Genomic DNA, 25409 nt, shown 5'->3' with positions numbered 1-25409 from the left:
GGCAAAAAGCCCGGCGGCTAGGGCCGGGCGTTCCGCTTGATCCGAAACGGTCACTTTAGAATGGCGTCGATCCGATTCAACTCGTCGGAGGTGAATTGCAGGTTGTTCAAAGCCGCCACGTTTTCTTCGATCTGCGAAACCCGGCTTGCTCCGATAAGCGCGGACGTTACCCGTCCACCCCGCAATACCCAGGCGAGCGACATTTGTGCGAGCGATTGTCCGCGTTCGGCGGCGAGGTCGTTCAGAGCGCGGATTTTGTTCAGCTTCTCTTCCGTCACGTCCTTCGACTTCAGGAAGCCGGACGGCTTGGCAGCCCGGGAATCTTCGGGAATTCCCGCTATGTATCGGTTGGTCAACAGCCCCTGCGCGAGCGGACAGAACGCGATCGAGCCCGCCCCGACTTCGTCCAGCACGTCCTGTAGTCCGCCTTCGATCCAGCGGTTCAGCATGGAGTAGGACGGCTGATGGATGAGCAGCGGCGTACCGAGCTGCTTCAGAATGGCGGCAGCCTGAGCTGTTTGTTCCGCGGTGTAGGAGGAGATGCCCGCGTACAGCGCTTTGCCTTGACGGACGGCTTGATCGAGCGCCATCATCGTTTCCTCGAGCGGCGTTTCCGGGTCCGGCCGGTGCGAGTAGAAAATGTCGACATAGTCGACGCCCATCCGCTTCAGACTCTGATCGAGGCTGGAGAGCACATATTTGCGGGAGCCCCACTCGCCGTAGGGACCGGGCCACATGTAATAGCCCGCTTTGGTCGAGATGACCAGCTCGTCGCGGTAGCCGGCAAAGTCGGTTTTCAAGATGCGGCCGAAATTTTCTTCCGCGCTTCCCGGCGGCGGTCCGTAGTTGTTGGCCAAATCGAAATGGGTGATGCCGAGATCGAACGAGCGGCGCAGCATCGCCCGCATGTTCTCCAATGCGTCGACGCCGCCGAAGTTATGCCACAAGCCGAGAGAGATGGCCGGCAGCTTCAGGCCGGATTTGCCGCACCGATTGTACTTCATCGTCGCATAGCGGCTATCGAAAGGGGTATACGTCATGACGGTTTCACGCTCCTTCTTCTTTTCCTCCCCATCATAACGCCTTGTCCCCGTTGCCGCAATTTTTTTCTCCACTACCGCATTTCCATACCGGTGTTGCGCAGCCTGACATCGTAGTCAACCCGGATGTCCGCTTCGGGATACTGCTTCTCCCAATTCATCTTTTTCCACATGGCCGGATGCCGGGCTTTGATGTGGCTGCCGATGCCGAAGGCGTCGCTTTTGTACTCGTGCTGCAATTTGCCGATGAGCTTGGCCGTGTTGTCTTCCAAATACCGGGCCGCGTCATCTTCCATTTGTTTAATCGTTTGCGAATCCATCAAATCCGCGTCGAACGTTTTCTCCAGCAAATTGCTTTCGATTTTCACGACGATTCGTACGATAGCTTTGTCGCCTTGAAACGAAACCTTCATCTTGGAGCTGACGAATTCGGTGTTGATCGTCGCCAAATGCCCGGGATTATCCCGGTACTGAAACACGATGTTGCCGCCGTCCTTTTTCTCGCGGATGCGCATCACCCGCCAAGTATCCCGTTCGCTCAGCCTGCCGACCATCCGGTCGCCGCGGAACAAGGCGACTCCGCTCCATTTGATGTCGTCTTTGTTGACTTCGACGTAGTTCAAGTACGGATCTCTGGACCGGGACGACAAATCGATGAAAAAACTGCCCAGATTGATGTCCGGAATACGGCCGCTTTTGGCTCCGTTCTCGATCAGCGTCATGATATAGACGGTCGGGATTTGTTCGAGTATCGGCTTGGCTGTCAACAGCTCGCGGCCTTCGCCCTTCACGACGATCGGCCATAGGAGGCGGCGTATTTCCGGATCGCGGCGGAACGGATCGAGAATATGGTTCAATCCGGCTTTGGCCGCATCTTCCCCGATCGCGATAATGCGCGTATGTCCATAAAAAAGCTCTTGATTCAACCGTTTCTGCAAGTTTTGAAACGCGTCGACGACCGTTCTTCCGGTAGCGGACATCACTTGAACCGAATCCTTACCTCCGCCGCCACCGCCGCCGCCGCCGGCCCCTGAACCGGCGATCCGGATCGGAATCGGAATTTGGACCGTCAGCAGGATCATGTCCGGATGCTCCTTGGACTTGTCGATTGCGATCGCTACGACGGATGTCCGTTCTTCGATTTCTCTGCGATCCCAGCAGCCGGTCAATAATAGAGGGAGGAGGCACAAGGGAAGAGCGAGACGAGTCATGAGCCGGAGATGTTTGATCATGTTAGGACTTCCCTGCCTTTCTGCCTCTCTTTGTCTTTTGGCCCACACCCCGGATGTAAGAAAGGATCAGCAGGACGATGGGAACGATGAAGGCGAGGAAGATCCCGGCATAGCCGCCCCACTTCTTGTACTCCAACAGCTTCTGCATGTTGGGCGGCATTAAGGAGAGCCAATAAAATGCGGGCAGCAAAATAACGGCGACCCACCGGTGGCTGCGCAGCTTGAATGTTTCGCGGACTACCACCGCGGTCGCGTAATACATATTGCCGACGGACGTAAATACGGACGCCACCCATACTCCGAGAAACGCCGATTCCAGCCGCTCCAGGATCAATCCGGGAACTTCCGTCGTTTTGATAAGCTCCAGGGTGGGCCAGGCAAGCAGCCGCATCTCGTCTACCCCGAACACAGATATGCCGGATATGACGATCAGAACGTAGATGAACCCGGGAATGGCGATGCCGATCATACTGCTGGACATTCGCTTCTTGCCCTGCTCCGTATAGGCGAGAAACATCGTCATCACCTCGAACCCGAGATACGAGCCGGCTGTGAGGACGATCGCTTTGAGCATACTTGTCCAATTCCCGGTGAACAATGGCAAAATATTGTCCAGCCGCGCGCTTTGAAGCGAGGACAACGCGATGACAAGCACCGGGATGACGATGATAGGCAGCAATATTTCGTTTACCCGGGCCAGCACTTCCTCGTCGTACATGACGAATATGAAGGCGGTGATCAGCATGGTGGAGATGATTACCTCGAGCGGCGTTTTGGTTAATACCGTCGTAATGACGACCTCTCCGAATGTGCGCGCGACAAGGGCGGTCGAGATGGCCCAGAACGCGAAATAGGCAACGAATAAGGGAAAGCCGACTATTCGACCCACAAGTGGGTGCTTCGCCGGACACAATATGCGGGCCGTGTACTCCACAATCGTTTGCCCGGCGTACCGATTGGACAGCTTGACGATAACCGCCATCGCCAGCATGGCGAGCAATGCTCCGCCGATCGCCGCAAGCCATGCGCTCTCTCCGGCCGCTTCCGCCGTCTCCCTAGGCAGGGTCAGTACGCCGACACCGATCAAGGTGCTGGCGATTAAGGCACCCGATTGCCGGATGCTGATCGGATATGCTTTATTCGTCCCTCCCGCCGAGGGCGCTTGCGGAGCTTGCTTCGCGCTGCTGCCTGTTGTTTGATCCATGTTGTCCGCCCTCCGTTCGTCCGGTCCCGGTTTTGTCGCGCCGCTTGTCTAACGGTTTGAAAAAGCTCGGCCGCTTCTTCATCCACTGAAACGGCGCCCGGATGAAAGCGTCCTTGAAATCTCCGAACCGGCTCGGCGTGAGCGGCGACAAATACGGGACTCCGAAAGATTTCAACGAGCACAAATGCATTATGATCAGGATAAGCAGCAGCATGATGCCGTACAGCCCGAACATCGCCGCCGCGGCCATCATCGGAAATCGAAGCATGCGCAGGGCGATTGCCGCGCTGTAGCTCGGGGCCGCGAACGAGCCGATCGTCGTCAGGGCGACGATAATAACCATGATCGGGCTGACGATGCCGGCTTGGACGGCGGCCTGTCCGACGACGAGAGCGCCTACGATGCCGATCGTCGGACCGATCGGGCCCGGGAGCCGGACGCTGGCTTCCCGCAAAATTTCCATCGTCACTTCCATCAGAAACGCCTCGACGATGGACGGGAACGGTACGGTCGATCGCCCCGCGGCCATGGCGATGACGAGCCGGGACGGAATCATCTCCGGATGGAAGGAGCTGAAGGCGATGTACAGCGACGGCAGCAGCAGCGCCATCACCATGCTGATGACGCGGATCAGCCGGATTAAGGTGCCGATCAGAAACCGCTCGTAGTAGTCTTCCGGACTATGGTAAAACTGCGAGAATACGGCGGGCGCGATCAACACGAACGGCGTTCCGTCGCAGATGATGATCACTTTGCCTTCCAGCAGGTTCGCCGTCGCCTTGTCCGGCCGCTCCGTATTTTGAATAAGCGGGAACGGCGTCCAGTGGCTGTCCTCGATATATTGCTCCAAATACCCACTCTCCAGAGCCGCATCGATATCGATCGCTTGGATGCGCCGGATGACTTCCTCGACAATTTGCGGATTCGTAACTCCCTCCAAATAAACGACGGAAATATCGGTATTGGATCGGCGCCCGACCGTCAAGTTGCGGATGCGCAGGTTCGGATCTTTCAGTCTTCGGCGAATTTGCGCCGTGTTGACGCATATCGTCTCGGTAAAGCCGTCGCGCGGGCCGCGAACGACCGATTCGGTACGCGGCTCGTCGATACCCCGCCTTTCCCAGCCCTTCGTATTGAGCAGAATGGCGGTATTGACGCCATCCAGCAGCAGCGCGGAGTCACCGGCCAAAGCGGTGCGGATTACCTGGTTCAGCTTGTCCGACTTGGATTGCTCCCCGACCGGAATGCCGGTTTTCTCCAGCCACTCGTTAACCGGCATAGACTCGATGTCATGGTCGGGTAAACTATACGCCGACATGAGCGGCGCGATAATATTTTCGTTGATTGTCTCGGTATCGCCGAGCCCGTCGAAATATAGAATGGCCGCTTTCAGGTTATGCTTCGCCACAATGAACCGGCGAACGACCAAATCTCCGCTATCCCCGAACGTCGACCGGACAGCCTCGAGATTCGTCTCCAAATCCCCGGTTAACGGGAAATCGTTCAAGGCGGACACTTTGTTTTCGTAACGGCGGTCGAGCTCCGCCTGGAATCGTATCGAACGGCGCTGCATCAAGTTGGAAAGCGCAATCGGTTTGCGATAATTGGAGCCCATGCCGCAATTCACCTCGTCGTCTTAGGTTTCCCAATGCAGGAAAATTATACGACTGAACTAAGAAAGGGATAGACTCCGGGAACGCGGACCCGGGTCTATCCCTTATGATCATTTATTGCGGCAACGCGGGCAGCAGCTTAGTCAGAAGAGCGTTTCCGTTCTTTGCCACTTTCACCTCCGCATATTTGGCCGTACGTTCCGTTTCCAGTCCCGTTCCTTCCTGGACGAAATAAGTTTCGATGCCGTATTCGATCCGGTCCCATCTCCATTTGCCGTTGATGACCGCCTCGTCAGGCAAAAGCTCATACTCTTTCGAGTACAGCCGTTTGAATTCGTAGACGCCCGAAGGAGAACGGGCTAGAACTACCGCTACCTTCGTCCCGACCTTCAACGATTCGGGCGCAAGCGATGCCGGCGGTTCGGAAACGGCATACCGGAGCTCGACGTAATCTCCCTGCAATAACGAACGCGGGTCGCGCGGCAGCAATTCGAGATAAACGGTCGCGCCGTTCGCGAGAATCGTTTCGCTTCGGCCGATTTGGACGGACATCACAAGCAGCTCGGCCAATACGGTTGCCGTGATCCAAATGATACTCAGGCGAGGGCGTACCCGTACGGCTTGCTTCGTGTCGTTCTTCATCAGCTTCCGTTCCAGCAAATAGGTCATAGCGAGGACGATCGCTCCGATAAGAGCCAAGCTCCATGACTTGTGCAGCAGCTTCCAGGCGGTATCGTAATATTTCCACAGGACGAAGAGCGCCCAGAAACCGAACCCGACTTTGTACGCCCAGCCTTCCCGCTTGCGATAGGCCCATACGATGCAGGCGGACAGCGTAATGAAATAGATCCCGTCGTATGCATAATGGCCCGCCGCAAAGGTGAGGAACAGAAATACGGTCAGGAACGCGTAATAGCCGCAATGCCGTATGGCTTGACGCATCTGCAGGTCCTTCACGGCAAGATGCAGCAAGTAAACGGCGGGCATCGCGACCGTCAGCACTGTCAGTGCCGCAGTATGATTCTCCATTACGGCTCCGAGCCACAGCTCCGCGATGATGGCCCCCGCCGTGAACCAGATCGCCCGCTCTGCCAAGCCAGAGCCGAAGAGGAATGCTGCCACGGTAACAGCCAAGTAGACGAGCAGCAGCATCGTATAGTCGGCCGCGATCGCCGTGCCGACCCCGGTGCATAGACCGATCGCGAGCAGCGTATAGCGGAAAACCGGATTCAGTTTGCGCGCCGCCGTCATTCCGATCGTCACGATCAGGCCGAATCCGCTCAGTGTGTATTCGGGGTTTTCGAATCCGAGCACGAGCAGGACGAAACCGATCAAAGTGACGGTGCCGATAATAGTCCCGATGGCGATGACGGATACCGTAAGCGCTCTGACTACCATGGCGCGGGCCGGGGCTCCTCGCTCCTCGTCCTTATTCCCGGCATCGGCATCGGCCGGGCCGACCGAAGGCCCGAGAGACTTGACATATTGGATCCATTTCGCTCCGCCCCAGATGAATAAGGCGACGAACAAAAGCGCGGTGACGAAAAACGATTCATCGAAGTAACGGAACAGCAGCTCCACATATTTCATGACGAGAAACGCCGATACGAGCAGGCCGTTCCACAGCAAATAAGTTTGATTGGCGGAGCGGATGAACGTATAAGTAAACCATGCGATCAGCAGGACTACGGCCGCGTTGAAAATCCAGAACGTCTTCTCGAAAGCAAGCGAGTTCGATAAAACGATTCCTGTCCCGATCAGCATCGAGTAGGAAAGGAACTTAAGCAGCGGGGAATGGAGCCTTCCCGTTGCCGTCCATACGTACACGAGCCCGTTTATCGCCGCCAGCACGGACAGAATACCGACGATCGTCCCTTCTTCATAATCGGAGAAGCCGACGGTCGGAAAAAAGTACAGCCAGTAGGCCAAATGCGCAAGCACATAAGCAAGCGCGTAAAAAGGCTGCCAGCGAATTTGCAGGGCGAAAGCCGATGCCGCCACGAACCAGACCGCGAACAACGTGTAGCTGTCGGCGTGGGAATTGTACGTTTGCCCGACGACTGCGAGTCCGATTCCGAATGCGATGCAGCATGACAAAAGCGAGAGCTTGCTTAAAAACTGCCGGTTCGGGCGTACCCGCAAGAAGGCGTACAAGCCATATAAGGCGACGACGAGCAGCAGCATGGGCGACAGCTTCTGCCACCGTTCCAGGACGCCCCAGTTGGATGCAAAAAAATAGACGAGGGAAGCAAGCAGCGAGCTGCTGGCGAGCGTATATCCCGCATTGAAACCAAGCCTTTTCGTTTTCATGGGCCCCTCCTGCGAAACCTGACCGTGTAGGAAATCAGGCTCTTCTATTCCTTATTGTACGGCTTCGGCCGGTTGAACCAAAGTACTAACTTTTTATAGTACCAGGTCATAACACAAAATAAGCAGTCCGCCTAAATCAAGGCAGGCTGCTTATTTCGTTGAACGCGTCGAAGCGCCTTATCGGATTATCGGTCCAGCCAGCCTCTGACGGCGCCGATCAGCGCCTCCTTCGAGCGGTAACCGACCGTTTTGTTGACAGGCTCGCCTCCGCGGAACAGAACGAACGTCGGAAGGCCCATAATGCCGAGCCGCCCCGCCAAAGCGGGATTGTCGTCCACATTCATTTTCGCCACGGCCACGCGGTCCCCGAGCTCTTGCTCCAATTGCGCCATTGCCGGTTCGGCCGCTCTGCACGGTCCGCAGTACGGGCTGCCGAAGCTGACGAGAACGGCTTCCCGTTCGCTTACGATTTGCGGCCAATTGTCATCCGTCATCGTTATCGCTGCCATAAGACAGTTCTCCCTTCGATCGTTCCGGCGCCGGTTGTCCCTGTTCCTCCATAATCGCCCGGACACGCTCTTCCAAATTCGATTTGATCCGGCAAAGCAGCCGGATTTGATCGTCCAGATCGGCGATTTTCGTCTCATAGACGGGCAGGACTTCCCGGCAGAACGATTCTTTATTTTGCAGCACGCAATGTAAAAAACCGGCGATTTGTTCGGTCGAGAATCCGAGGTTCAAATAAAACCGGATCGTCTCCACCTGCTCGACCGCATAAGGGCTGTACTCCCGATACCCGTTGCCGGTGCGCATTGGGGACAGCAGCCTCTGCTGCTCGTAGTACCGCAGTGAGCGCAAGCTCGCTCCGGTTCGGCGGGACAGCTCTCCGATTTTCATCCGCGACGCCTCCATCTATCGATTCGTATTCTGCATACCGCTGCAATTCCACTATAAACCTTCACATTGATGTCAAGGTCAATACTTTTTTTAAATGATGCAATAACTTTTATTGTAGCGGATGACGTCTCGGCTGTGTAGTCGGCAGGAGATTTCAGTTTCTTGACGGGAGGCGGAAGCGGATATATAATCAGGGTATCTTTGTACCGGGAGAGATTTTGATGTCGGTGAATGTTCTTAACTAACAAATTCCATAGCGAGGCTAGTCAAGGTTAGGCGGTAAATGGCCCGAAAGGGATGTTTATTTCGTTATGCCTGCCGCCGGTCTCCGAATTTGAGTTAAGAACAGCGGATATCATACCAAAGCCCGGAAACCTTGTTTCCATGCGCCGAAATCCGTGCTGTCTTCAGCACGTTTTTTGTTTTTCGGCATACGTGGAAAAAGGAATAAGGAAGGCAAGGAATGAGACTTTTGCTCATTCTTTGCCTTCCTTTTTTTGTTTGTCACCCCCTAATAGAAGGAGCGATCGAAAGATGAATGAACGCAATATGCAACTGCTGGAGTACGGGAAAGTGAAACAAAAGGTGGAAGAGTACGCGGTGTCGTACTTGGGGAAGCGGCATGTCGACAATATGCTGCCGATGACGGTGCTGAAGACGGCGAAGAATGCGCTCGACGAGACCGCGGAGGCGCTTGTCATTCTGAATAACGGAGCGAGTGTACCGATCCCTTCGCTCGGCGGGATCGAGACGGTTCTTCAGCTATCGGGGACCGGGTATGTGTTCGACGAGCGGGATTTTGCCAACATCCGCCTTTTTCTGCAAGGCTGCGGGCAGCTTGCCGCATACATGGCTTCGAAGACGGCGCTCGCCCCTCGAATAGCCGCTTATGCCGATTCGCTGCATGAGCTGACGACCTTGAAGCGGGAAATCGACCGATGCATCCGGAACGGACAGGTGGATGACGGAGCGAGCCGGGAGTTGACCAAGGCGCGCAGAAAAATCGCCGCGATCGCCGAGAAAATCAAGACGCGGATGGATGCACTCATGAGCAGGCACCGCTCGATCATGCAGGAAAATTTGTACAGCATGCGCTCCGGACGATATGTGCTGCCGATCAAGAAGGAGCACAGGAAGCTCGTCGGCGGAAGCGTGCTGGATGAATCGTCCAGCGGCCAGACCGTGTACATCGAGCCGCAGGAAATCGCGCATTTGCAGCACGAGCTTGCCGAGCTGCGGGCCGAGGAGGTCAGGGAGGAGACGAAGGTGCTCGCCTACTTGACCGGACTCGTGGAGGAATCCGATCATGAGCTGCGGATTAACGTCGAGACGATCGGGGTCTATGACTTCCTGTTCGCCAAAGCGAAATACGCGCTAGCCATCGGCGGACGGAACGTCGGTTTGAACGACCGAGGCTTCATCCGGCTGCGCGGCGGCAGACATCCGCTGCTTGGCCCGGGGACCGTGCCGCTCGATTTTACGATCGGCAAGTCGTATACTTCGTTAATCATTACCGGTCCGAATACCGGGGGCAAGACGATCGCTTTGAAAACGGTCGGACTGCTTACGCTGATGGCCCAATCCGGGATGCTCGTACCGGCCGGGGAGGGCAGCGAGCTCGCCGTCTTCGCGAACGTGGCCGCGGATATCGGTGACGGACAGAGCATCGAGCAGTCGCTCAGCACGTTCTCCGCCCATATCCGCAACATGGTCGACATCTTGAAGACAGCCGACCGGTCCACGCTCGTGCTGCTGGACGAGATGGCTTCCGGCACCGATCCGGGAGAAGGCGTCGGACTATCGATCGCCATATTGGAGGCGCTGCACCGGCGGGGGGCCACAGTGGTGGCGACGACCCACTTTAACGAGATCAAGCATTTCGCCGCGGAAACAGCGGGATTCCAGAACGCGCGCATGGAGTTCGATGCCGAGACGCTTCATCCGCTCTATCGGCTCCGTATCGGGGAAGCTGGGCAAAGCTACGCTTTTCACATCGCGAGTAAGCTGGGCATCCCGCCGGAAATTATTGCAAGGTCGCAGGAGTTGTCTTCCAGCCGCGGAATCGATAGAGCCGAGGCACGAGAGGTGCCTGTATCTTTGCCGGATGAAGATGAGGAGCCGGAGGAGCAGGTGAGTGAGCGGGAGGCGACGGGGCAGGCGGTGACGGAAGAGAACGGAGTCGGGTCGGAGGCGCCCGCGAGACAGTTCGAAGTCGGCGACAGCGTCCGCATCCCGTATTTGGGCACAACCGGTATTGTATACGAGACTGAGGACTGGCGCGGCAACGTCGGGGTGATGATCCGGAAGCAGAAATGCAAAATCAACAAAAAGCGGCTCGTCCTGCATATCGAGAAAAAAGAGCTGTACCCGGACAATTACGATTTCGACATCGTATTCGAAACGAAAGAAAACCGGAAAAAGAAAAAGCTGATGAGCCGCAAGCATGTGGAAGGCGTCATGATCACGAAGAAGCCGGAGGATTGAAAAGAGGCACACAATAAGAGGCCGGGAACGCCGCATCCCATGATGCAGCATTCCCGGCCTTCAGGCGCTCCCGATTAACGCAGCAGCTCGGCCGTCTTCTGGGCCCATTCCTCCACATAATGATCCGTCGCCCACTGAGCCATAATGACGGTTTCCTTCGACTTCAGCTTGATCGACAGCGCCGGCTCCCCGGACAATTGACTCGGGCTGCCAAATACGAGCAGCAGGCTGTCCGTGGCGACGACGGTCATATCTTTGCCGGGCGAGGAAAACGTGTCGTTCGCGTCCGGGAACCGGGTGCCGATGTCGGTCCATGTGCAGCAAGGCTCGTCATGATTGATGACCGATTTGGGAAGCTGTACGCCTACCTGCTTGTAATCGTACGCGAGCTCGCCCTTGCTCGTTCTCGAGGGGGCCGATTCGGCCGCCATCGCTACCCAGCGTCCTTGGCTGCGGGAGACGAACCACTCATCCGTCGTATACTCGCGGGCCGTAAGCTTCGTCTGCAGCACTTCGTTCAGCGTCACGGGATTGCGCTTCGCCGCCAAGTTCGGGATCGTCGTCGTCCATGCGCGGCTGCTCGAGCTGGAAGCGTTTCCGGCGATAACTTCGCTCGTATCTCCGATCGAAACGTATTCATTGGCCGCGAACAATATTTTCTCCGCGTGAATCAATTTCTCATTCGGATTATCTTTGAACAAGCCCGGCCCGACTTTCCTTCCTTCGGCGACCCGTTCGGTCGCGGGATGTGCGACGATAAACTGGTACCGGTCCGTTACCGTTTCATAATGAACCGGCTCGATTTTCCAAAAATCTCTTTTGTACGGCACGAGAATGCCGCTTCCTTGAGCGACGATAGCCGGGCGCTCCTTCCTCGGAGCAATGTACAAAGTCCGGTAGGACGGTTCTTTGTCGTCGGTTCGCAGGCCGATCAGCAGCCCGGAGGTGAAGGATTGCGACTGCAAGGCGGCATCGCCGATCGTGAGCGGCTCGATCACTTGCTGCAGCGTGACGACGTTTTCTTCCGGCAGAGCCGTCTTGGCGGAATCGTCCTCGAACAGGACAAAGGCAGCAAAGGCGGCTACCACTACGAAAACGGACAAGAGGGAGCCGGCCAAAGGAAACCACGACCGGGAACATTTCGTGTTCTCGTCGACGCGTTCTTCGATCCGCTTGCGCAATTCATTCGTAAACCCTTTGCGCCGCAATGGGGCGGATGACAGTTCGCGTTCCAGTTCGGCTTCGAAATCGGCGTCAATCCGTTTCATCGTTCCCGCGCTCCTTCGCCTTCAAGATGTTGAGCCTCGCATGGTGCAGCCTCGATTTGACCGTACCGACGCTGATGCCCAGCACGTCCGCAATCTCTTTCATCGACAACTGATGATGGGCAAATAAGATGAGGACTTCTCTATATTTAGGCGGAAGCTGCAGCACCTGCGTCCAAATGCCGCTCACCGTCAAATTTTCCAATGCTTCGTTCTCCGCGGAACGGTGTGAGCCGTGCGGCGAGATCATATCCATCAATGTGACTCTCCGCCAGAACGCCGATCGTTTGTAGTCGAGCGCCGTGTTGCGGGTTATCGTGAGCAGCCACGTCTTGACGGACGATTCTCCGCGGAACGATGTAAGTCTGCGGTATACTTTCAGAAAAACGTCCTGCGTAATGTCATCGGCCAAATCGGTTTTTCGGCAAATGCTGAACGCATAATTCCATACGTCGTCACCGTAGGCGGCCATCAGTTCGCGAAGAATCGCTTTCTGATCGGTCGTCTCGGCTATGTATCTCAAATAGTCGAATTTTTCGCTGGCGCCGGTTTCCACTTGTTTCACCTCTTTCATTAGACGGTGCCTCCCCTTCGCCGGTTCAAATCCGACCTCTTCCAATTTTAAACACTTTTCTTATTATAACAGGGGAGCGGCCGGGGCGCACCGGAAATTGTTGGTTCGGCTCGATTTATAGGTAATGATGGAGAAATCGTTTTGCCGCGTTAAAGCTTCCCCGCAGCCTATTGCATGAATCGCGCGAATCTTCTATAATCTCACTAATATCTGTAAGACGATGACGGAGAAAAGTATGCGGGAGAAGGCCGTGACAGGGACGGAGCGCCGATGGACTGAGAGCGCCCGATGGTACATTCCGCTGAAGTTCGCTCCCGAGTCGGGCCTTGAAAGACGGCGGACCCGAAATGAAAGTCCGCACGTCCGTGTAGAGACGCCCCGGCCGCACGCCGTTAATGTGCTTCAAGCGAGAACGACGAGCGGCTAGCCGGCAGCTGCCGTTTTTCTAATAAGGGTGGTACCGCGGTTCCCCGTCCCTTGAGGACGAGGGGCTTTTTTTGTTTTTCATCATCATCTCAAGGGGAGCGATTACGGATGAATAGGAATCGGCTGCATGAACTGAGAGGGCAATTGGATGAATTGAACGGGAAGCTGCTGGAGCTGCTGTCCGAGCGGGCGGCTATAGGGCAGCAAATCGGCGAGATCAAGCGGGAAGCGGGTTTGCCGCTGCACGACCCGGCGCGGGAGGGCGAGATGCTGGAGAGGCTCGCGGCCCAAAACGACGGACCTTTCGACGATGCCGCGATCAAGCATCTGTTCAAGGAAATTTTCAAGGCGACGCTGCAATTGCAGCAGCCCAAGCGCAAGCCGCTACTCGTCAGCCGCAAGAGCAAGGCGGAGGATACGGTGATCCGGATCAAAGGAACGGCGATCGGGGGAGGCGACTCGGTGCTCGTAGCGGGGCCGTGCTCGGTGGAAAGCGCGGAGCAGGTAAGAGAAGTCGCGGCCGCGCTGAAGCGGGTCGGCGTGCCCGTCATCCGTGGAGGAGCGTTCAAGCCGCGTACGTCGCCGTACGATTTCCAGGGGCTCGGCTTTGAAGGGCTTATGCTGTTGAAGGAAGCGGCGGATGAATACGGCTTGCTGACGATCAGCGAAATCGTCGATCCGAGGCATCTCGAGCGGGCTGCGGACTATGTCGATATTATCCAGATCGGCGCGCGCAACATGCACAATTTCGAGCTGCTGAAGGCGGTGGGCGAACTGCGCAAGCCGGTGCTGCTGAAGCGCGGACTGTCGGCGACGATGGACGAGTTCGTGCATGCGGCCGAATACATCGTATCCGGCGGCAACAGACAGGTCATGCTGATCGAACGGGGAATACGCACGTACGAGAAATGGACCCGCAACACGCTCGACATCTCGGCGGTGCCGTTATTGAAGCAGCAAACCCATTTGCCGGTGCTGGTCGACGTCAGCCATTCGACCGGTCGCAAAGAAATTATGGTGCCATGCGCCAAAGCGGCCCTCGCGGCGGGGGCCGACGGCATTATGGTGGAGGTTCACCCGAATCCGCCGATGGCGCTGTCCGATGCGGATCAGCAGCTGGATATCGGCGAGTTCGAGCAGTTCGTCCGGCAGGTGAAAGCGTCGGGGTTGTACCGGCAGGGCGTCCCGGTGTTGTGAGTGGGCCGCGTCACCAGGTAACGCGGTCTTTGGAGAAAAAGGCGGAGATCGCGTAGCTCGCCGCACCCAGCACGGCCGAATGCGTGTCCAGCGAGGCGAAACGGAACTGCGCCTGCTTCCGGTGGTACGGTAGCGAACGCGCGGCCGCGACCCGCTCGATCGGGTTGCGGATCCATTTCTCCGCCCGGGTCATCTGGTTGCCGATCAAAATCAACTCGGGGTTGAACGTGTTGAGAATGTTGGCGATCCCGACTCCCAAGCTTTCGCCGACGTCATGGAACAGCTTGACGGCTTCGGGGGCATCCTGCTGCGCCAGCTCGATCAGTTTGTCGAACTTCGCGATGCCGAGCGGCTTCGCTTTTTCCATTACGGCGCTCTCCGAGGCGTACTGCTCCCAGCAGCCTCTGTTGCCGCAGCGGCATTTTTTGCCGTTCGTCTCGATCGTCGTATGTCCGATTTCTCCGGAATAGCCGCTCGTGCCCTTCATGAGCTGCTTGCCGATGACGATGCCCGCCCCGATTCCGGTGCCGACGCTCAAGTAGACGATGTCGGACGCTTCCCGCCCCGCCCCGTACTGCAGCTCGCCCAATGCCCCGGCGTTCGCTTCGTTGTCGATCGTTACCGGAATGCCGAGCTTCTCCTGAAGCAGACGCTGCAGCTCGACGTGCTCCCATCCGAGATTCGGCGCGAGCAGGACGACGCCTTTATCGTCCACGATACCGGCTACGCCGATGCCCGCACCGATAATCCCGTAAGGAGTCGGGGGCGCTTGCGCCTTGAGGGAGTCGACGGCTTCGGCAAGAAGCTTCAGGACGCTGTCGGGTTCGCGGCTTTCCATATCAAGCTGAATCTCCCCGACGATTTGTCCGTCGAGATCGGTCAGCACCGCAAGAATATAGCGGACGCCAAGATCGATGCCGATCGCGTATCCGGCCGTCTTATGAAAGACGAGCATGACCGGCTTGCGTCCGCCGCTCGAACGGCCGAGGCCGATTTCGTAAACGAGCTTCTCGTCGATCAGTTCGTTAACGAGCGTGGAGACGGTCCCTTTATGAAGTCCCGTCATATCGGACAGCTGGGCCCGCGATAGCGGACTATGCTTGATGACCGTGTCCAGCACGATCGATTTGTTTATTTTTTTGACGAGATATTGGTCTCCGGTCGTCTGCAAGTGGGATCCTCCATTTGTATAACCGTTGCACTAAGGGGCTGTGGCTTCCCGCGATGCTGGGTACATAATAGTTCCTAATAGATACAGTTTATTTTACTTCGTTGGAAAGTTCAAGTTAAGAAGCGATGCAAAAGGAACTAAAAAAATTCAATCAACTTAGTTTAACCGATATACAAAGTTATCGGCTTTTGTTATGATGGAACCATCTTAACAACCATTTCATCACGGAGGGATTCCGCATGTCCTATTTTTCCAGCGTACCGAATATCGATTATGAAGGTGCGGCTTCGACGAATGCATTTGCCTTTAAGCATTACAACCCGGATGCAGTCGTCGCCGGCAAAACGATGCGGGAGCATTTGCGTTTCGCGGTGGCCTACTGGCACACGTTGACGGCTGGCGGCGCCGATCCTTTCGGGGCGGGCACCGCTGTGCGCAGCTGGGACCGTTTATCCGGGATGGATCTGGCCAAAGCGCGGGTCGAAGCCGCTTTCGAGCTGCTCGTCAAGCTGAAGGTGCCGTACTTCTGCTTCCATGACCGCGATATCGCGCCGGAAGGGGATACGCTGCGGGAAACGAACCGCAATCTCGACACGATCGTGGACATCATCAAAGAGCATATGAAGGCGACGGGCGTAAAACTGCTGTGGAACACCGCCAATATGTTTACGCATCCGAGGTTCGTTCACGGAGCCGGTACGACCAACAATGCGGATGTGTACGCTTATGCTGCGGCGCAGGTGAAGAAAGGTCTCGAAGTCGGCAAAGAGCTGGGCGCGGAAAATTACGTGTTCTGGGGCGGCCGCGAAGGCTACGAGACGCTGATCAACACGGACATGCGGCTGGAGCTGGACAATTTGGCGCGGCTGTACCGTATGGCGATCGAATACGCGGACGAGATCGGCTTCGACGCCCAGTTTCTGATCGAGCCGAAGCCGAAGGAGCCGACGAAGCACCAGTACGATTTCGACGCGGCGACAACGATTGCCTTTCTCCAGCATTACGGGTTGAAGGATCGGTTCAAGCTGAATTTGGAGGCGAACCACGCTACGCTCGCGGGGCATACGTTCGAGCATGAGCTCCGCGTCACCCGAATGCACGGCTTGCTCGGCTCGCTTGACGCGAATCAAGGGGATACGCTGCTCGGCTGGGATACCGACGAGTTCCCGACCGATCTGTATGCGACGACGCTGACGATGTACGAAGTGCTGCAGAACGGCGGAATCGGTCGCGGCGGCATTAACTTCGACGCGAAGGTGCGCCGCGGCTCGTTCGAGGCGGAGGATCTGTTCCACGCCCATATCGCAGGTATGGATGCCTATGCGAAAGGACTGAAGGTGGCGGCCAGGCTCATAGAGGACCGCGTCTTCGAGGATACGATTGCCCGCCGCTACGCCAGCTTCAAGGAAGGAATCGGTTTGGACATCGTGTCGGGGAAGGCGACTCTTGCCAGTCTGGAGCAGTACGCGATGCAGAACAATCCGATCCGCAACGCGTCGGGCCGTCAGGAGCAATTGAAAGCCATCTTCAATCAATATTTGCTGTCGGAATGAACAAAAGAGAACGAAGGAGCTGCCGCCCATGAACTATGTGATCGGAGTCGATTTGGGCACAAGCGCCGTGAAAGCGCTGCTCATCGACCGGGAAGGCCGCGTCTGCGGCGAAGCGTCCGAGGCTTACCCGCTCATTCAGGAGAAGCCCGGCTACAATGAACAGGATCCCGAGCTGTGGGTAAAAGCGACAATTGTGTCTCTGCGCCGGCTCATACGGGATTCGGGTGTAAACGGCTCCGATGTAGAAGGCTTGAGCTTCTCCGGACAAATGCACGGGCTCGTACTGCTGGATGAGGAACATCAAGTGCTTCGAAACGCGATATTATGGAACGATACGCGTACGACCGAGCAGTGCCGGGAGATCGAGGCGAAGCTGGGAGAGCGCTTGCTCGCGATCGCCAGGAACCGTGCGCTGGAAGGCTTCACGCTGCCGAAGCTGCTGTGGGTGAAGTGGCACGAACCGGAGCTGTTCGCCAAGGCCTCCGTGTTTCTGCTGCCCAAAGATTATTTGCGTTACCGGCTGACGGGTCATATCGCATCCGAATATTCGGATGCGGCGGGGACGCTGCTGCTGGACGTGTCGGGTAAACGGTGGAGTGCGGAAATCGCCGATACGTTCGGAATCTCGCCGTCGTTATGCGCCCCTCTGGTCGGATCGGGAGTGAAGGTCGGCACGCTGCTGCCGGATATCGCCCGTGAGACGGGGCTACCGGAGACGCTTGGCATATTTGCCGGCGGGGCGGACAACGCTTGCGGCGCAATCGGCTCCGGCATTTTGTCCGAGGGCGAGACGCTGTGCAGCATCGGAACGTCCGGTGTGGTGCTGTCGTATGTGGGCGGCGGAGACGCCGACTATAAAGGAAAGCTGCATTTTTTCAACCATGGCAAGGAAGATGCGTATTACGCCATGGGCGTTACGCTGGCGGCCGGGTACAGCTTGACTTGGTTCAAGGAAACGTTTGCGCCCGATGTTTCGTTCGACGCTTTATTGAAAGGCTTGGACGAAACGGCACCCGGCGCGGGCGGGCTTCTGTTCACGCCTTACCTCGTCGGAGAGCGGACCCCGCACGCGGATGCGCTCATTCGAGCGAGCTTCGTCGGCATGGATGCCTCTCACCGTCTGCCGCATTTTACGCGGGCCGTAGTGGAAGGGATTACGTTCTCGCTTAAAGAGTCGCTCGACATATTGCGCGGTGCGGGACATACGATCCGTTCGCTCGTCTCGATCGGCGGCGGTGCCAAGAACGAGCATTGGCTGCAAATGCAGGCCGATATATTCGAAGCCGACATTCACCGGCTCGACAGCGAGCAGGGGCCGGCGCTCGGCGCGGCGATGCTGGCCGCATGCGGCAGCGGATGGTTCGATTCGCTCGAACAATGCGCTTCCATCTTCATTAAGCGCACCAAGACGTTCCGGCCGAACAAGGAGCAGGCGGAACGGTATGCCGGCTTGTTCCGGATTTATCAGCGCGTTTATGCGGATACGCGCGGCATCAACGAGGCGTTGTCGGCTTTCCGCACATCATGATCCGTCGTCATCGAATCCTGTTACACCTAGGGAGGATGAACTAAAGATGAATCAAGTCCGAGTCGGCATGATCGGCTACAAATTTATGGGCAAAGCGCACAGCCATGCATACCGGGATATACCGATGTTTTTTCCGGACACGCCGACGCCCGTCATGAAGGTCATATGCGGAAGGAACGATGATGGCGTAAGACAGGCGGCCCGGCAGTTCGGCTGGGAAGAAGCGTCGACCGATTGGCGGGAGCTCGTCCGCCGCGACGATATCGATCTTGTCGATATTAACGCTCCGAGCGACGCTCATAAGGAGATCGCCCTCGCGGCGGCGAAGGCGGGCAAGCATATATTGTGCGAGAAGCCGCTCGCCTTGACACTGACCGATGCGCGGGAAATGCTGGCGGCGGCGGAGTCGGCCGGCGTCAAGCATATGATCGGATTCAACTATAGGTTCGCCCCGGCGGTACAGCTTGCGAAGAAGCTGATCGGGGAAGGGCGGCTCGGACGCATCTATCATTTCCGCGCCGTGTTTCTGCAGGATTGGATACTCGACCCCGGCTTCCCGCTCGTCTGGCGGCTCGATAAGACGGTAGCCGGCTCCGGCGCTCACGGCGACCTCGGGGCGCATCTGATCGATATGGCCCGGTTTCTCGTCGGCGAGATGGAGGAAGTAATCGGGATGAGCGAAACGTTCATCAAAGAGCGGCCTCTCCCCGGCTCGATGACCGGATTAAGCGCCACAGGGGGCGGGTCGGGCGCTACAGGCCCCGTCACCGTCGATGATGCGACGCTGTTCCTGTCCCGCTTCGCGAACGGGGCGCTCGGCAGCTTCGAGGCGACCCGCTTAGCAGCAGGCCACCGCTGCACGAACTCGTTCGAAATTAACGGCAGTCTCGGCAGTGTGAAGTTCGATTTCGAACGGATGAACGAGCTGCAAGTGTACTTTGCCGGCGATCCGGCCGACGTTCAAGGCTTTCGCCGCGTGTTGGCGACCGACCCCGCTCACGCGTACTCGGAGGCTTGGTGGCCGCCGGGGCATACGATCGGCTATGAGCATACCTTTATCCACGAAGTGGTAGAAATGTTGAAAGCGTTGCAGGAAAACCGACAACCGGTGCCGAATTTCCACGACGGTGTGCTTTGTCAGGCGGTATTGGAAGCGGTGGAGCGCTCGATCGACGAGAAACGCTGGGTGCAAATCGGCGAGATGTGAGGGAGGTTCCGTACCTATGGACAGCAAACGTGCGTTAATCGTATGGGGCGGCTGGCTAGGTCATGAGCCGGAGCAGGTCGCGGCCATTTTCCGGAACGTGCTTGAGAGCGACGGCTTCGAGGTCGAAGTGTCCGATACGCTGGAATCGTTCGCCGATGCGGATAAGCTGGCGGCGCTCGACCTGATCGTGCCGGTATGGACGATGGGACAAATCGAGCAGGCTTGGGCCCGCAACGTATCGACCGCCGTTCAAAGCGGCGTCGGGATCGCCGGCTGTCACGGCGGCATGTGCGACTCGTTCCGCACGAACGTCGATTGGCAGTTCATGACCGGCGGACAATGGGTAGCCCATCCGGGCAACGACGGCGTCGAGTATACGGTCAACATCAAGCCCGCCGCCGGCCCGATACTGGAAGGCATCGGCGATTTCAAGGTGAAATCCGAACAATATTACCTGCACGTGGATCCGGCCGTCGAGGTGCTCGCCACGACCCGTTTTCCCGTTGCACCCGGCCCGCATTCGCTCAACAAGCCGGTCGATATGCCGGTCGTCTGGACGAAGCGCTGGGGCGTAGGCCGAGTGTATTACTGCTCGCTCGGCCATAAGGCCGACATCGTAGAGATGCCGCAAGTGAAGCAGATGATGCGCCAGGGTTTCCGTTGGGCTGCGGACGGCAAACGTTCGGCCCGCGTCGACGCGGCCGCATCGTCCAAGAACGCTGACAAGCAAACGTACACCGGCATGGCGGACAGCCAACTTTAAAGGTGGAGGGGACCTGTTTCTCATGGATAAGGTCAAAGTAGGCATTATCGGCTGCGGCAACATTAGCGCCATCTATTTCAAAAACTGCAAGCTGTACCGGGGATTGGAAGTCGTAGCCTGCGCCGATCTGGACGTATCGAGGGCGCAAGCGCGAGCGGAGGAGTTCGGCGTACCGAAAGCATGCTCCGTAGACGAGCTGCTCGCCGACAACCAAGTCGAGCTCGTCATCAACTTGACGATTCCGGCCGCTCACGCGGAAGTTTGCCAGAAGGCGCTGCAAGCCGGCAAGCATGTCTATGTCGAGAAGCCGCTTGCCGTCACGCGCGAAGACGGACAGAGAACGATCCGGCTCGCGAAGGAGAAAAATTTGCGCGTCGGCTGCGCTCCGGATACGTTCCTCGGCGGCGGCATTCAAACGTGCATCAAGCTGATCCGCGACGGCTGGATCGGAGAGCCGCTGGCCGCTACCGCCTTCATGATGGGGCGCGGGCCCGAGGGCTGGCATCCGGATCCGGTGTTTTTCTACAAAGCGGGCGGCGGGCCGATGTTCGATATGGGGCCTTATTACTTGACCGCGCTCGTCTCCATGCTCGGACCGATTAGCCGGATTGCCGGGATGACGAAGGCGAGCTTCCCCGAGAGACGCATTACGAGCGAGCCGAAGTACGGGCAGATGATCCAAGTCGACATCCCGACGCATATCGCCGGCCTGCTCGAATTCGGTTCCGGTGCGATCGGAACGATCGTGACGAGCTTCGATATTATGGGCGGGGCGAATTTGCCGCGCATTGAAATATACGGCAGCGAAGGGACGCTTAGCGTACCCGATCCGAATACGTTCGGAGGGCCGGTCCAGTTCCGCCGCAAAGGCGCCAAGGAGTGGGGCCAAATCCCGCTCACGCACGGCTTCGCCGAGAACAGCCGCGGTGTCGGCGTGCTCGACATGGCGATGGCGATCGCCGAGAACCGGCCGCATCGGGCGAATGGCGACCTGGCGTACCACGTGCTCGAAGCGATGCACGGGTTCCACGATGCGTCGAATCAAGGCAGCCATTACGAGATGAAGAGCAAGTGCGAGTCTCCGGCTCCTATGCCGATGAATGCCGACAGCTTGTGGCTGTAAAATAAAGCAAAGCATAATTTAGAACCCCGATGCCGCATTGGCACCGGGGTTTTCCATTTCCCTCCAGAGATATTTCAGCTTGTCGTAATTGACGTGGACGGTTTCTAGATCGTTCCCGATTAGCATGTAATGGTCGTTAGAGTTCTTTAATGGAAATTCCTTCGGAAGATTGAACCTTTCCTCCGTTCTTTACAAAACCTTAGTTTTTTTTGTATAGACAATTTATGTAAAGGATGATTTAATAGAAAATAAATGACACCGGTGTCATGAATATAGGTGAGAAAGATGGAAAGAAAATATACGATCCGCGATATTGCGGACCTGTCGGGCTTCTCGTTCAAAACCGTTTCACGCGTCATTAACAATGAGCCAAGTGTCAAACCGGAAACCCGCGACAAAATATTAAAGGTCATTTCTCAAACAAATTTTAAACCGAATCTTTTTGCGAAAAATTTAAGCACGAAGACTATGAAAAATGTTTTAGTCTCCATTCGCAAAACATACGGGCAAAATACAACGCAATGGTTTGATATCCTGATGTCGTATATGAACCAGTCGGCCCGTAGCAGGCACTATAGTTTGATTCAGGAAATCATTTACGATGATGGCGATTTGATCAATTCCATGCTGGAGCAATCCAGCGGCTTTATCGATGCGGCCATTTTGTTCTATCTTCAGGAAAATGACAAACGGATTGAATTAGCGCAGAACAACCGGATTCCGGTTGTTTCGTTTGAAAGCAACAAGCAGGTTCCCGTTTCGATCAGCAATAACAACAAGAAAGGCATATTGGAAGCGACACAGTTTTTGTTCGGTAGGGGACTGACTCGTATTTGTCTGCTTTTAGGTGGAAGGATTGGAGTGAATCTGGAGAGAGCGGAGGCGATCAGGGACGTTTACCTGCGAAGCGGCATATCGCTCGATCAGTTGGAGATTGTGCATGACATGAATAACCTGGAAAGAATCAAGCAGTTTGTGGACGGCAAAATAGCAAGCGGCGATGTTCCTCAAGTTTTCTTCGTTTCCGGGGATGAGAAGGCGATTGCCGTCTACCATTCCGTTTATGCTAACGGCTTGTCGATTCCGAATGATGTCTCGATCATTGGATTCGACAACATCCCGATTTCGAAATATTATTATCCTCCCTTGACTACGATGGCGCAAGACTTTGAGGCGCTAGCAAATGAGATGTTCGAAGTGATCGACAAATTGCTGCTTCAAGCGGAGGATGTTTGCTCCATAGAAGTCGATCCGCAGTTGATCATCCGGGAGAGCGTCAAATAAACGTCGGCCGTCGGCAGTTCTTTGGTAATCCAATGGAGGAATTTTTTTGAGGGAGGTGATGGATTAGGGGGCATGGATCTAATCCAACCAAGAAGGTAGAGCAACTCGTACGAAAATGACAAACATGAGGTGTTACTGATGTCCAATAACTATACCAATGTCGTCGGTGAGCGAAAAAAATTCAATGAGGACGGTTCCTTCCGTTCGTTTCCGGGCAATACGATCGTATGCAATTTAGCCGACCAGCCCAAGGTGCTCGATGAAATTGTTTGGATACAACAAGAGCATTCCACCAAGCTCCCATTTGCTCATAAATTTACATGGAATCCGCTCGAATCGTTTCATATGACTGTCTTTGAATTGCTGTGTCACTATAATCGGTTGACTCCGTACTGGTCGTCCCTTTTGGATTTGAAAACGCCGCTTGAAGAAGTCGATCGTTTTTTTGCAAAAGCGCTGGAACCACTTGAGTTCCCTGAACGTTTTACGATGAAGGTGGAGCGGGTCAGTAAAACAACGATTATTGTAATCCCCTACGATCAGGCAACGCATCAGCGCCTTCATGAATTCAGAGACCAAGCATCCCGTGCGACGGGGGTCCGTTTTCCAAACCATGATACATACGGCTATCACATTTCCTTCGGATACCAGCAAATACAACTGACCCCAGAGGAGGAGCTGCAGTTCAAGCAGTTTCAACACGATTTTTCCAGGCTGCTTGTTGAGAGACTGAACGTGATTGAAATGGAAAAAACGGATTACACTGTTTTTGAAGATATGACAAAATTTGTTCCTTATACGGAACATGCGCGGGCGATGCTTCAGCGGGAGAAGCAATTAGGCGCGATCAAAAAATAATAGACCAATTTGATTGTCTAATGTAGCGTAGTGACGCGAAATTTCGTTCAAATTGGATCAGCCATTTTTTGATCGCGCCTTAGTCTAAAAAAAGAATCACAATATTTATTTTTGACACCGGTGTCATTATTAATTATTTGTAAAGGGCTAATTGCGATTCCGCTCAGGCTGGCTAGGAAAAGGTAGGATCAGAGCAAATTAAAAACCAGTAAAAAATGAATGACATTGCGGCGAAAAATCGAATTACTTTCGATTTACTTGAAAACGTTTACAAAAACTTTACAATAACAACTCAATGCGAGGAGTGTTTCCATGATGCCTGTCTGGAGAAAATCGGCAAGTATATGGACGAAATGCATTCTGATTCACGGCCTACTATTGCTTCCCCTAACATGGTCTTCTCCGCTGTCTGCCACCGGGGAGGAAAGCGATATGAGCCGAGTCGGCAAGGAACGCTTTCAACCCGTAGCGGGAGTAATTCACGAGAAAAAGACGGTGCAGTTTGAGACCTTGTTCCGTTTTTCCGATCTTAGAAGTCAACAAAGCAAGCTGTTCGAGGGAAGCCGTGTAACCAATGTTCTTAACACCGCAGCAATCGATACTGGAAATCCGCATGTGAAGCTGGAAATCGTATCGCCGGCGGGACGTGCTACCGGAAGAAACACGCTTGTCAATATCGCGGGCCAGTACGACAAAGCGGGGCACCGGGTCGTCGCCGGCTTTAATCTTGATTTTTTTTATCCGGCTGGGATGTCGACGGGTTTCCAGATCATGGGTGGGGAAATTATGACGACTCCGGATAATTCGACTACAACCCATATGGCCATTATGCCGGACGGTACCGTCAAGATGGGAGGTCCAGTTGCCATCCGCTCGGTCTTGACCGCTGAGGACGGTTCAACAATTGTATTAAACGGCGTTAACCGGGTACGGGAGGAAAAGCATACCGATCATGTATTTATCGTCTCGGACCGCTACGGTGCCTCGACCTTATCGAAAGGTGCGGGTGTGGAAGTTGTTATATCCCCGACCGGATCGGATGGGAAAGTTAGACCGGGCATGGATATCAAGGGTGTCGTCGAAGCGGTGTATGAGAAACCGAACAATAAGATCCCTGCAGGGAAGCTCGTACTTACCGCTAGCGGAACAAAGGCGAAATGGGCTAAAGACCATTTGACTGCGGGCAAAAAGGTATCGTTCCGGACGGATTTTGACCAAGGAGTGAATGAGGCTGTCTATGCAATGGGGAGCGCAAATCAGGAGGACGGGAGGGTGCTGCTGCGGGGCGGTGAGGTTCCAGAGCAAATCTTGGACATGTCCGATCTGAAAAATGTGGATCATCAGCCGAGAACGATAGTGGCCATGAAAGGGAAGAACTTGCATGTGTTTGTGTTTGACGGAAGACAAAGGGGATACTCGGATGGCGTATCGCTAATTGAAGCTGCGCGCTACCTTCAAACGCTTGGTATGGAGGAGGCCATCAATGTGGACGGGGGCGGATCATCGACATACGCTGTCCGCAAACCGGGCGATACACAGCTTACCGTGACGAACAGGCCTTCCGACGGGGCGGATCGTCCGCTCGGCAACGCGCTGCTTGTAATTTCGGACGAAAACTAATGGAATGAAGGGCTAATACTCATCGCCAATAAGAGGAGTGTGGATGAACGACATGTTTCC

Annotated in this window: 20 protein-coding genes and 1 pseudogene; 11 read left to right on the top strand and 10 right to left on the bottom strand. The window is 55.7% G+C overall.

Annotated elements, in window-relative coordinates; genetic code table 11:
* Positions 1 to 50: 50 nt before the first annotated feature.
* The 7 genes from mgrA to FE783_RS00330 all read right to left on the bottom strand — a co-directional run bounded on the left by mgrA (position 51) and on the right by FE783_RS00330 (position 8296).
* A complete protein-coding gene (gene mgrA / locus FE783_RS00360; RefSeq protein WP_274381421.1) occupies positions 51 to 1115 on the bottom strand; it encodes an L-glyceraldehyde 3-phosphate reductase in 1065 nt (354 codons plus the stop codon).
* Positions 1115 to 2272 carry a Ger(x)C family spore germination protein gene (locus tag FE783_RS00355; RefSeq protein ID WP_138877327.1) on the bottom strand — a complete coding sequence of 386 codons (1158 nt, stop codon included), beginning with the start codon at positions 2270 to 2272 and terminating at the stop codon, positions 1115 to 1117. Before FE783_RS00355 ends, mgrA begins: the two co-directional genes overlap by 1 nt.
* 1 nt (position 2273) lies before the next feature.
* The gene (locus tag FE783_RS00350; RefSeq protein WP_138877326.1) at positions 2274 to 3476 is read right to left on the bottom strand and encodes a GerAB/ArcD/ProY family transporter; all 1203 of its coding nucleotides are present in this window, start codon (positions 3474 to 3476) and stop codon (positions 2274 to 2276) included.
* Positions 3409 to 5091: a spore germination protein gene (locus FE783_RS00345; RefSeq protein WP_420799697.1), complete on the bottom strand. Its 1683-nt coding sequence runs from the start codon at positions 5089 to 5091 to the stop codon at positions 3409 to 3411. Before FE783_RS00345 ends, FE783_RS00350 begins: the two co-directional genes overlap by 68 nt.
* Before the next feature lie 112 nt (positions 5092 to 5203).
* The gene (locus FE783_RS00340; RefSeq protein ID WP_138877325.1) at positions 5204 to 7399 is read right to left on the bottom strand and encodes a GDYXXLXY domain-containing protein; all 2196 of its coding nucleotides are present in this window, start codon (positions 7397 to 7399) and stop codon (positions 5204 to 5206) included.
* 185 nt (positions 7400 to 7584) lie between these two features.
* Complete coding sequence (locus FE783_RS00335) at positions 7585 to 7908, bottom strand: thioredoxin family protein (protein ID WP_158301538.1); 324 nt, start codon at positions 7906 to 7908, stop codon at positions 7585 to 7587.
* Positions 7883 to 8296, bottom strand: coding sequence for a MerR family transcriptional regulator (locus FE783_RS00330; protein WP_138877323.1), 414 nt, complete (start codon positions 8294 to 8296; stop codon positions 7883 to 7885). The genes FE783_RS00335 and FE783_RS00330 overlap by 26 nt, the downstream gene beginning before the upstream one ends.
* Before the next feature lie 534 nt (positions 8297 to 8830).
* Between FE783_RS00330 and FE783_RS00325 the strand changes: the two genes are divergently transcribed.
* The gene (locus FE783_RS00325) at positions 8831 to 10780 is read left to right on the top strand and encodes an endonuclease MutS2 (RefSeq protein WP_138877322.1); all 1950 of its coding nucleotides are present in this window, start codon (positions 8831 to 8833) and stop codon (positions 10778 to 10780) included.
* A gap of 74 nt (positions 10781 to 10854) precedes the next feature.
* On the opposite strand, the gene FE783_RS00320 is transcribed toward FE783_RS00325, so the two are convergent.
* The gene (locus FE783_RS00320) at positions 10855 to 12048 is read right to left on the bottom strand and encodes a hypothetical protein (RefSeq protein ID WP_138877321.1); all 1194 of its coding nucleotides are present in this window, start codon (positions 12046 to 12048) and stop codon (positions 10855 to 10857) included.
* Positions 12035 to 12619: an RNA polymerase sigma factor gene (locus FE783_RS00315; protein WP_138877320.1), complete on the bottom strand. Its 585-nt coding sequence runs from the start codon at positions 12617 to 12619 to the stop codon at positions 12035 to 12037. The genes FE783_RS00320 and FE783_RS00315 overlap by 14 nt, the downstream gene beginning before the upstream one ends.
* 534 nt (positions 12620 to 13153) lie before the next feature.
* Here FE783_RS00315 and FE783_RS00310 point away from each other — a divergent pair.
* Positions 13154 to 14242 (top strand): bifunctional 3-deoxy-7-phosphoheptulonate synthase/chorismate mutase, encoded by a 1089-nt coding sequence (locus FE783_RS00310; RefSeq protein WP_138877319.1) that lies wholly within the window; start codon positions 13154 to 13156, stop codon positions 14240 to 14242.
* 10 nt (positions 14243 to 14252) lie between these two features.
* Here the strand turns inward: FE783_RS00310 and FE783_RS00305 are convergent, their stop codons facing one another.
* Positions 14253 to 15413: an ROK family transcriptional regulator gene (locus FE783_RS00305; RefSeq protein WP_138877318.1), complete on the bottom strand. Its 1161-nt coding sequence runs from the start codon at positions 15411 to 15413 to the stop codon at positions 14253 to 14255.
* A 239-nt stretch (positions 15414 to 15652) separates the two neighbouring features.
* Here FE783_RS00305 and xylA point away from each other — a divergent pair, with 239 nt between their 5' ends.
* From xylA to FE783_RS00265, 9 genes and pseudogenes are all read left to right on the top strand, one after another.
* A complete protein-coding gene (xylA, locus tag FE783_RS00300; RefSeq protein ID WP_138877317.1) occupies positions 15653 to 16966 on the top strand; it encodes a xylose isomerase in 1314 nt (437 codons plus the stop codon).
* 28 nt (positions 16967 to 16994) lie between these two features.
* Positions 16995 to 18494 (top strand): xylulokinase, encoded by a 1500-nt coding sequence (xylB, locus tag FE783_RS00295; protein ID WP_138877316.1) that lies wholly within the window; start codon positions 16995 to 16997, stop codon positions 18492 to 18494.
* A gap of 46 nt (positions 18495 to 18540) precedes the next feature.
* Positions 18541 to 19701 carry a Gfo/Idh/MocA family protein gene (locus FE783_RS00290; protein WP_138877315.1) on the top strand — a complete coding sequence of 387 codons (1161 nt, stop codon included), beginning with the start codon at positions 18541 to 18543 and terminating at the stop codon, positions 19699 to 19701.
* 16 nt (positions 19702 to 19717) lie between these two features.
* Entirely contained in the window at positions 19718 to 20464 is a 747-nt protein-coding gene (locus FE783_RS00285) for a ThuA domain-containing protein (RefSeq protein WP_138877314.1), read from the top strand.
* 22 nt (positions 20465 to 20486) lie between these two features.
* Complete coding sequence (locus FE783_RS00280; RefSeq protein ID WP_138877313.1) at positions 20487 to 21587, top strand: Gfo/Idh/MocA family protein; 1101 nt, start codon at positions 20487 to 20489, stop codon at positions 21585 to 21587.
* A gap of 285 nt (positions 21588 to 21872) precedes the next feature.
* Positions 21873 to 22013 (top strand): annotated as a pseudogene (locus FE783_RS38895) (LacI family DNA-binding transcriptional regulator); the annotation flags it as partial.
* A gap of 153 nt (positions 22014 to 22166) precedes the next feature.
* Positions 22167 to 22871: a LacI family DNA-binding transcriptional regulator gene (locus FE783_RS00275; RefSeq protein ID WP_338015756.1), complete on the top strand. Its 705-nt coding sequence runs from the start codon at positions 22167 to 22169 to the stop codon at positions 22869 to 22871.
* 138 nt (positions 22872 to 23009) lie between these two features.
* Entirely contained in the window at positions 23010 to 23729 is a 720-nt protein-coding gene (locus tag FE783_RS00270; protein WP_138877311.1) for a DUF1868 domain-containing protein, read from the top strand.
* 432 nt (positions 23730 to 24161) lie between these two features.
* Positions 24162 to 25349: a phosphodiester glycosidase family protein gene (locus FE783_RS00265; RefSeq protein ID WP_158301537.1), complete on the top strand. Its 1188-nt coding sequence runs from the start codon at positions 24162 to 24164 to the stop codon at positions 25347 to 25349.
* The last annotated feature ends 60 nt before the right edge of the window (positions 25350 to 25409 follow it).

Origin of the sequence: Paenibacillus mesophilus (assembly GCF_005938385.1) — a bacterium.
In the GTDB taxonomy this organism is placed as follows: Bacteria; Bacillota; Bacilli; order Paenibacillales; family NBRC-103111; genus Paenibacillus_AB; species Paenibacillus_AB mesophilus.
The sequence above is the reverse complement of the archived record's forward strand: the minus strand, read 5'-3'. Positions and strand labels throughout refer to the sequence as shown.

Coding starts and splice junctions, on each gene's coding strand:
- xylA (WP_138877317.1), top strand. CDS start 15,653: ATGTCCTATTTTTCCAGCGTACCGAATATCGATTATGAAGGTGCGGCT.
- FE783_RS00325 (WP_138877322.1), top strand. CDS start 8,831: ATGAATGAACGCAATATGCAACTGCTGGAGTACGGGAAAGTGAAACAA.
- FE783_RS00345 (WP_420799697.1), bottom strand. CDS start 5,091: ATGGGCTCCAATTATCGCAAACCGATTGCGCTTTCCAACTTGATGCAG.
- FE783_RS00280 (WP_138877313.1), top strand. CDS start 20,487: ATGGATAAGGTCAAAGTAGGCATTATCGGCTGCGGCAACATTAGCGCC.
- FE783_RS00285 (WP_138877314.1), top strand. CDS start 19,718: ATGGACAGCAAACGTGCGTTAATCGTATGGGGCGGCTGGCTAGGTCAT.
- FE783_RS00270 (WP_138877311.1), top strand. CDS start 23,010: ATGTCCAATAACTATACCAATGTCGTCGGTGAGCGAAAAAAATTCAAT.
- FE783_RS00265 (WP_158301537.1), top strand. CDS start 24,162: ATGAGCCGAGTCGGCAAGGAACGCTTTCAACCCGTAGCGGGAGTAATT.
- FE783_RS00315 (WP_138877320.1), bottom strand. CDS start 12,619: ATGAAAGAGGTGAAACAAGTGGAAACCGGCGCCAGCGAAAAATTCGAC.
- xylB (WP_138877316.1), top strand. CDS start 16,995: ATGAACTATGTGATCGGAGTCGATTTGGGCACAAGCGCCGTGAAAGCG.
- FE783_RS00355 (WP_138877327.1), bottom strand. CDS start 2,272: ATGATCAAACATCTCCGGCTCATGACTCGTCTCGCTCTTCCCTTGTGC.
- FE783_RS00335 (WP_158301538.1), bottom strand. CDS start 7,908: ATGGCAGCGATAACGATGACGGATGACAATTGGCCGCAAATCGTAAGC.
- FE783_RS00290 (WP_138877315.1), top strand. CDS start 18,541: ATGAATCAAGTCCGAGTCGGCATGATCGGCTACAAATTTATGGGCAAA.
- FE783_RS00320 (WP_138877321.1), bottom strand. CDS start 12,048: ATGAAACGGATTGACGCCGATTTCGAAGCCGAACTGGAACGCGAACTG.
- FE783_RS00340 (WP_138877325.1), bottom strand. CDS start 7,399: ATGAAAACGAAAAGGCTTGGTTTCAATGCGGGATATACGCTCGCCAGC.
- FE783_RS00330 (WP_138877323.1), bottom strand. CDS start 8,296: ATGAAAATCGGAGAGCTGTCCCGCCGAACCGGAGCGAGCTTGCGCTCA.
- FE783_RS00350 (WP_138877326.1), bottom strand. CDS start 3,476: ATGGATCAAACAACAGGCAGCAGCGCGAAGCAAGCTCCGCAAGCGCCC.
- FE783_RS00310 (WP_138877319.1), top strand. CDS start 13,154: ATGAATAGGAATCGGCTGCATGAACTGAGAGGGCAATTGGATGAATTG.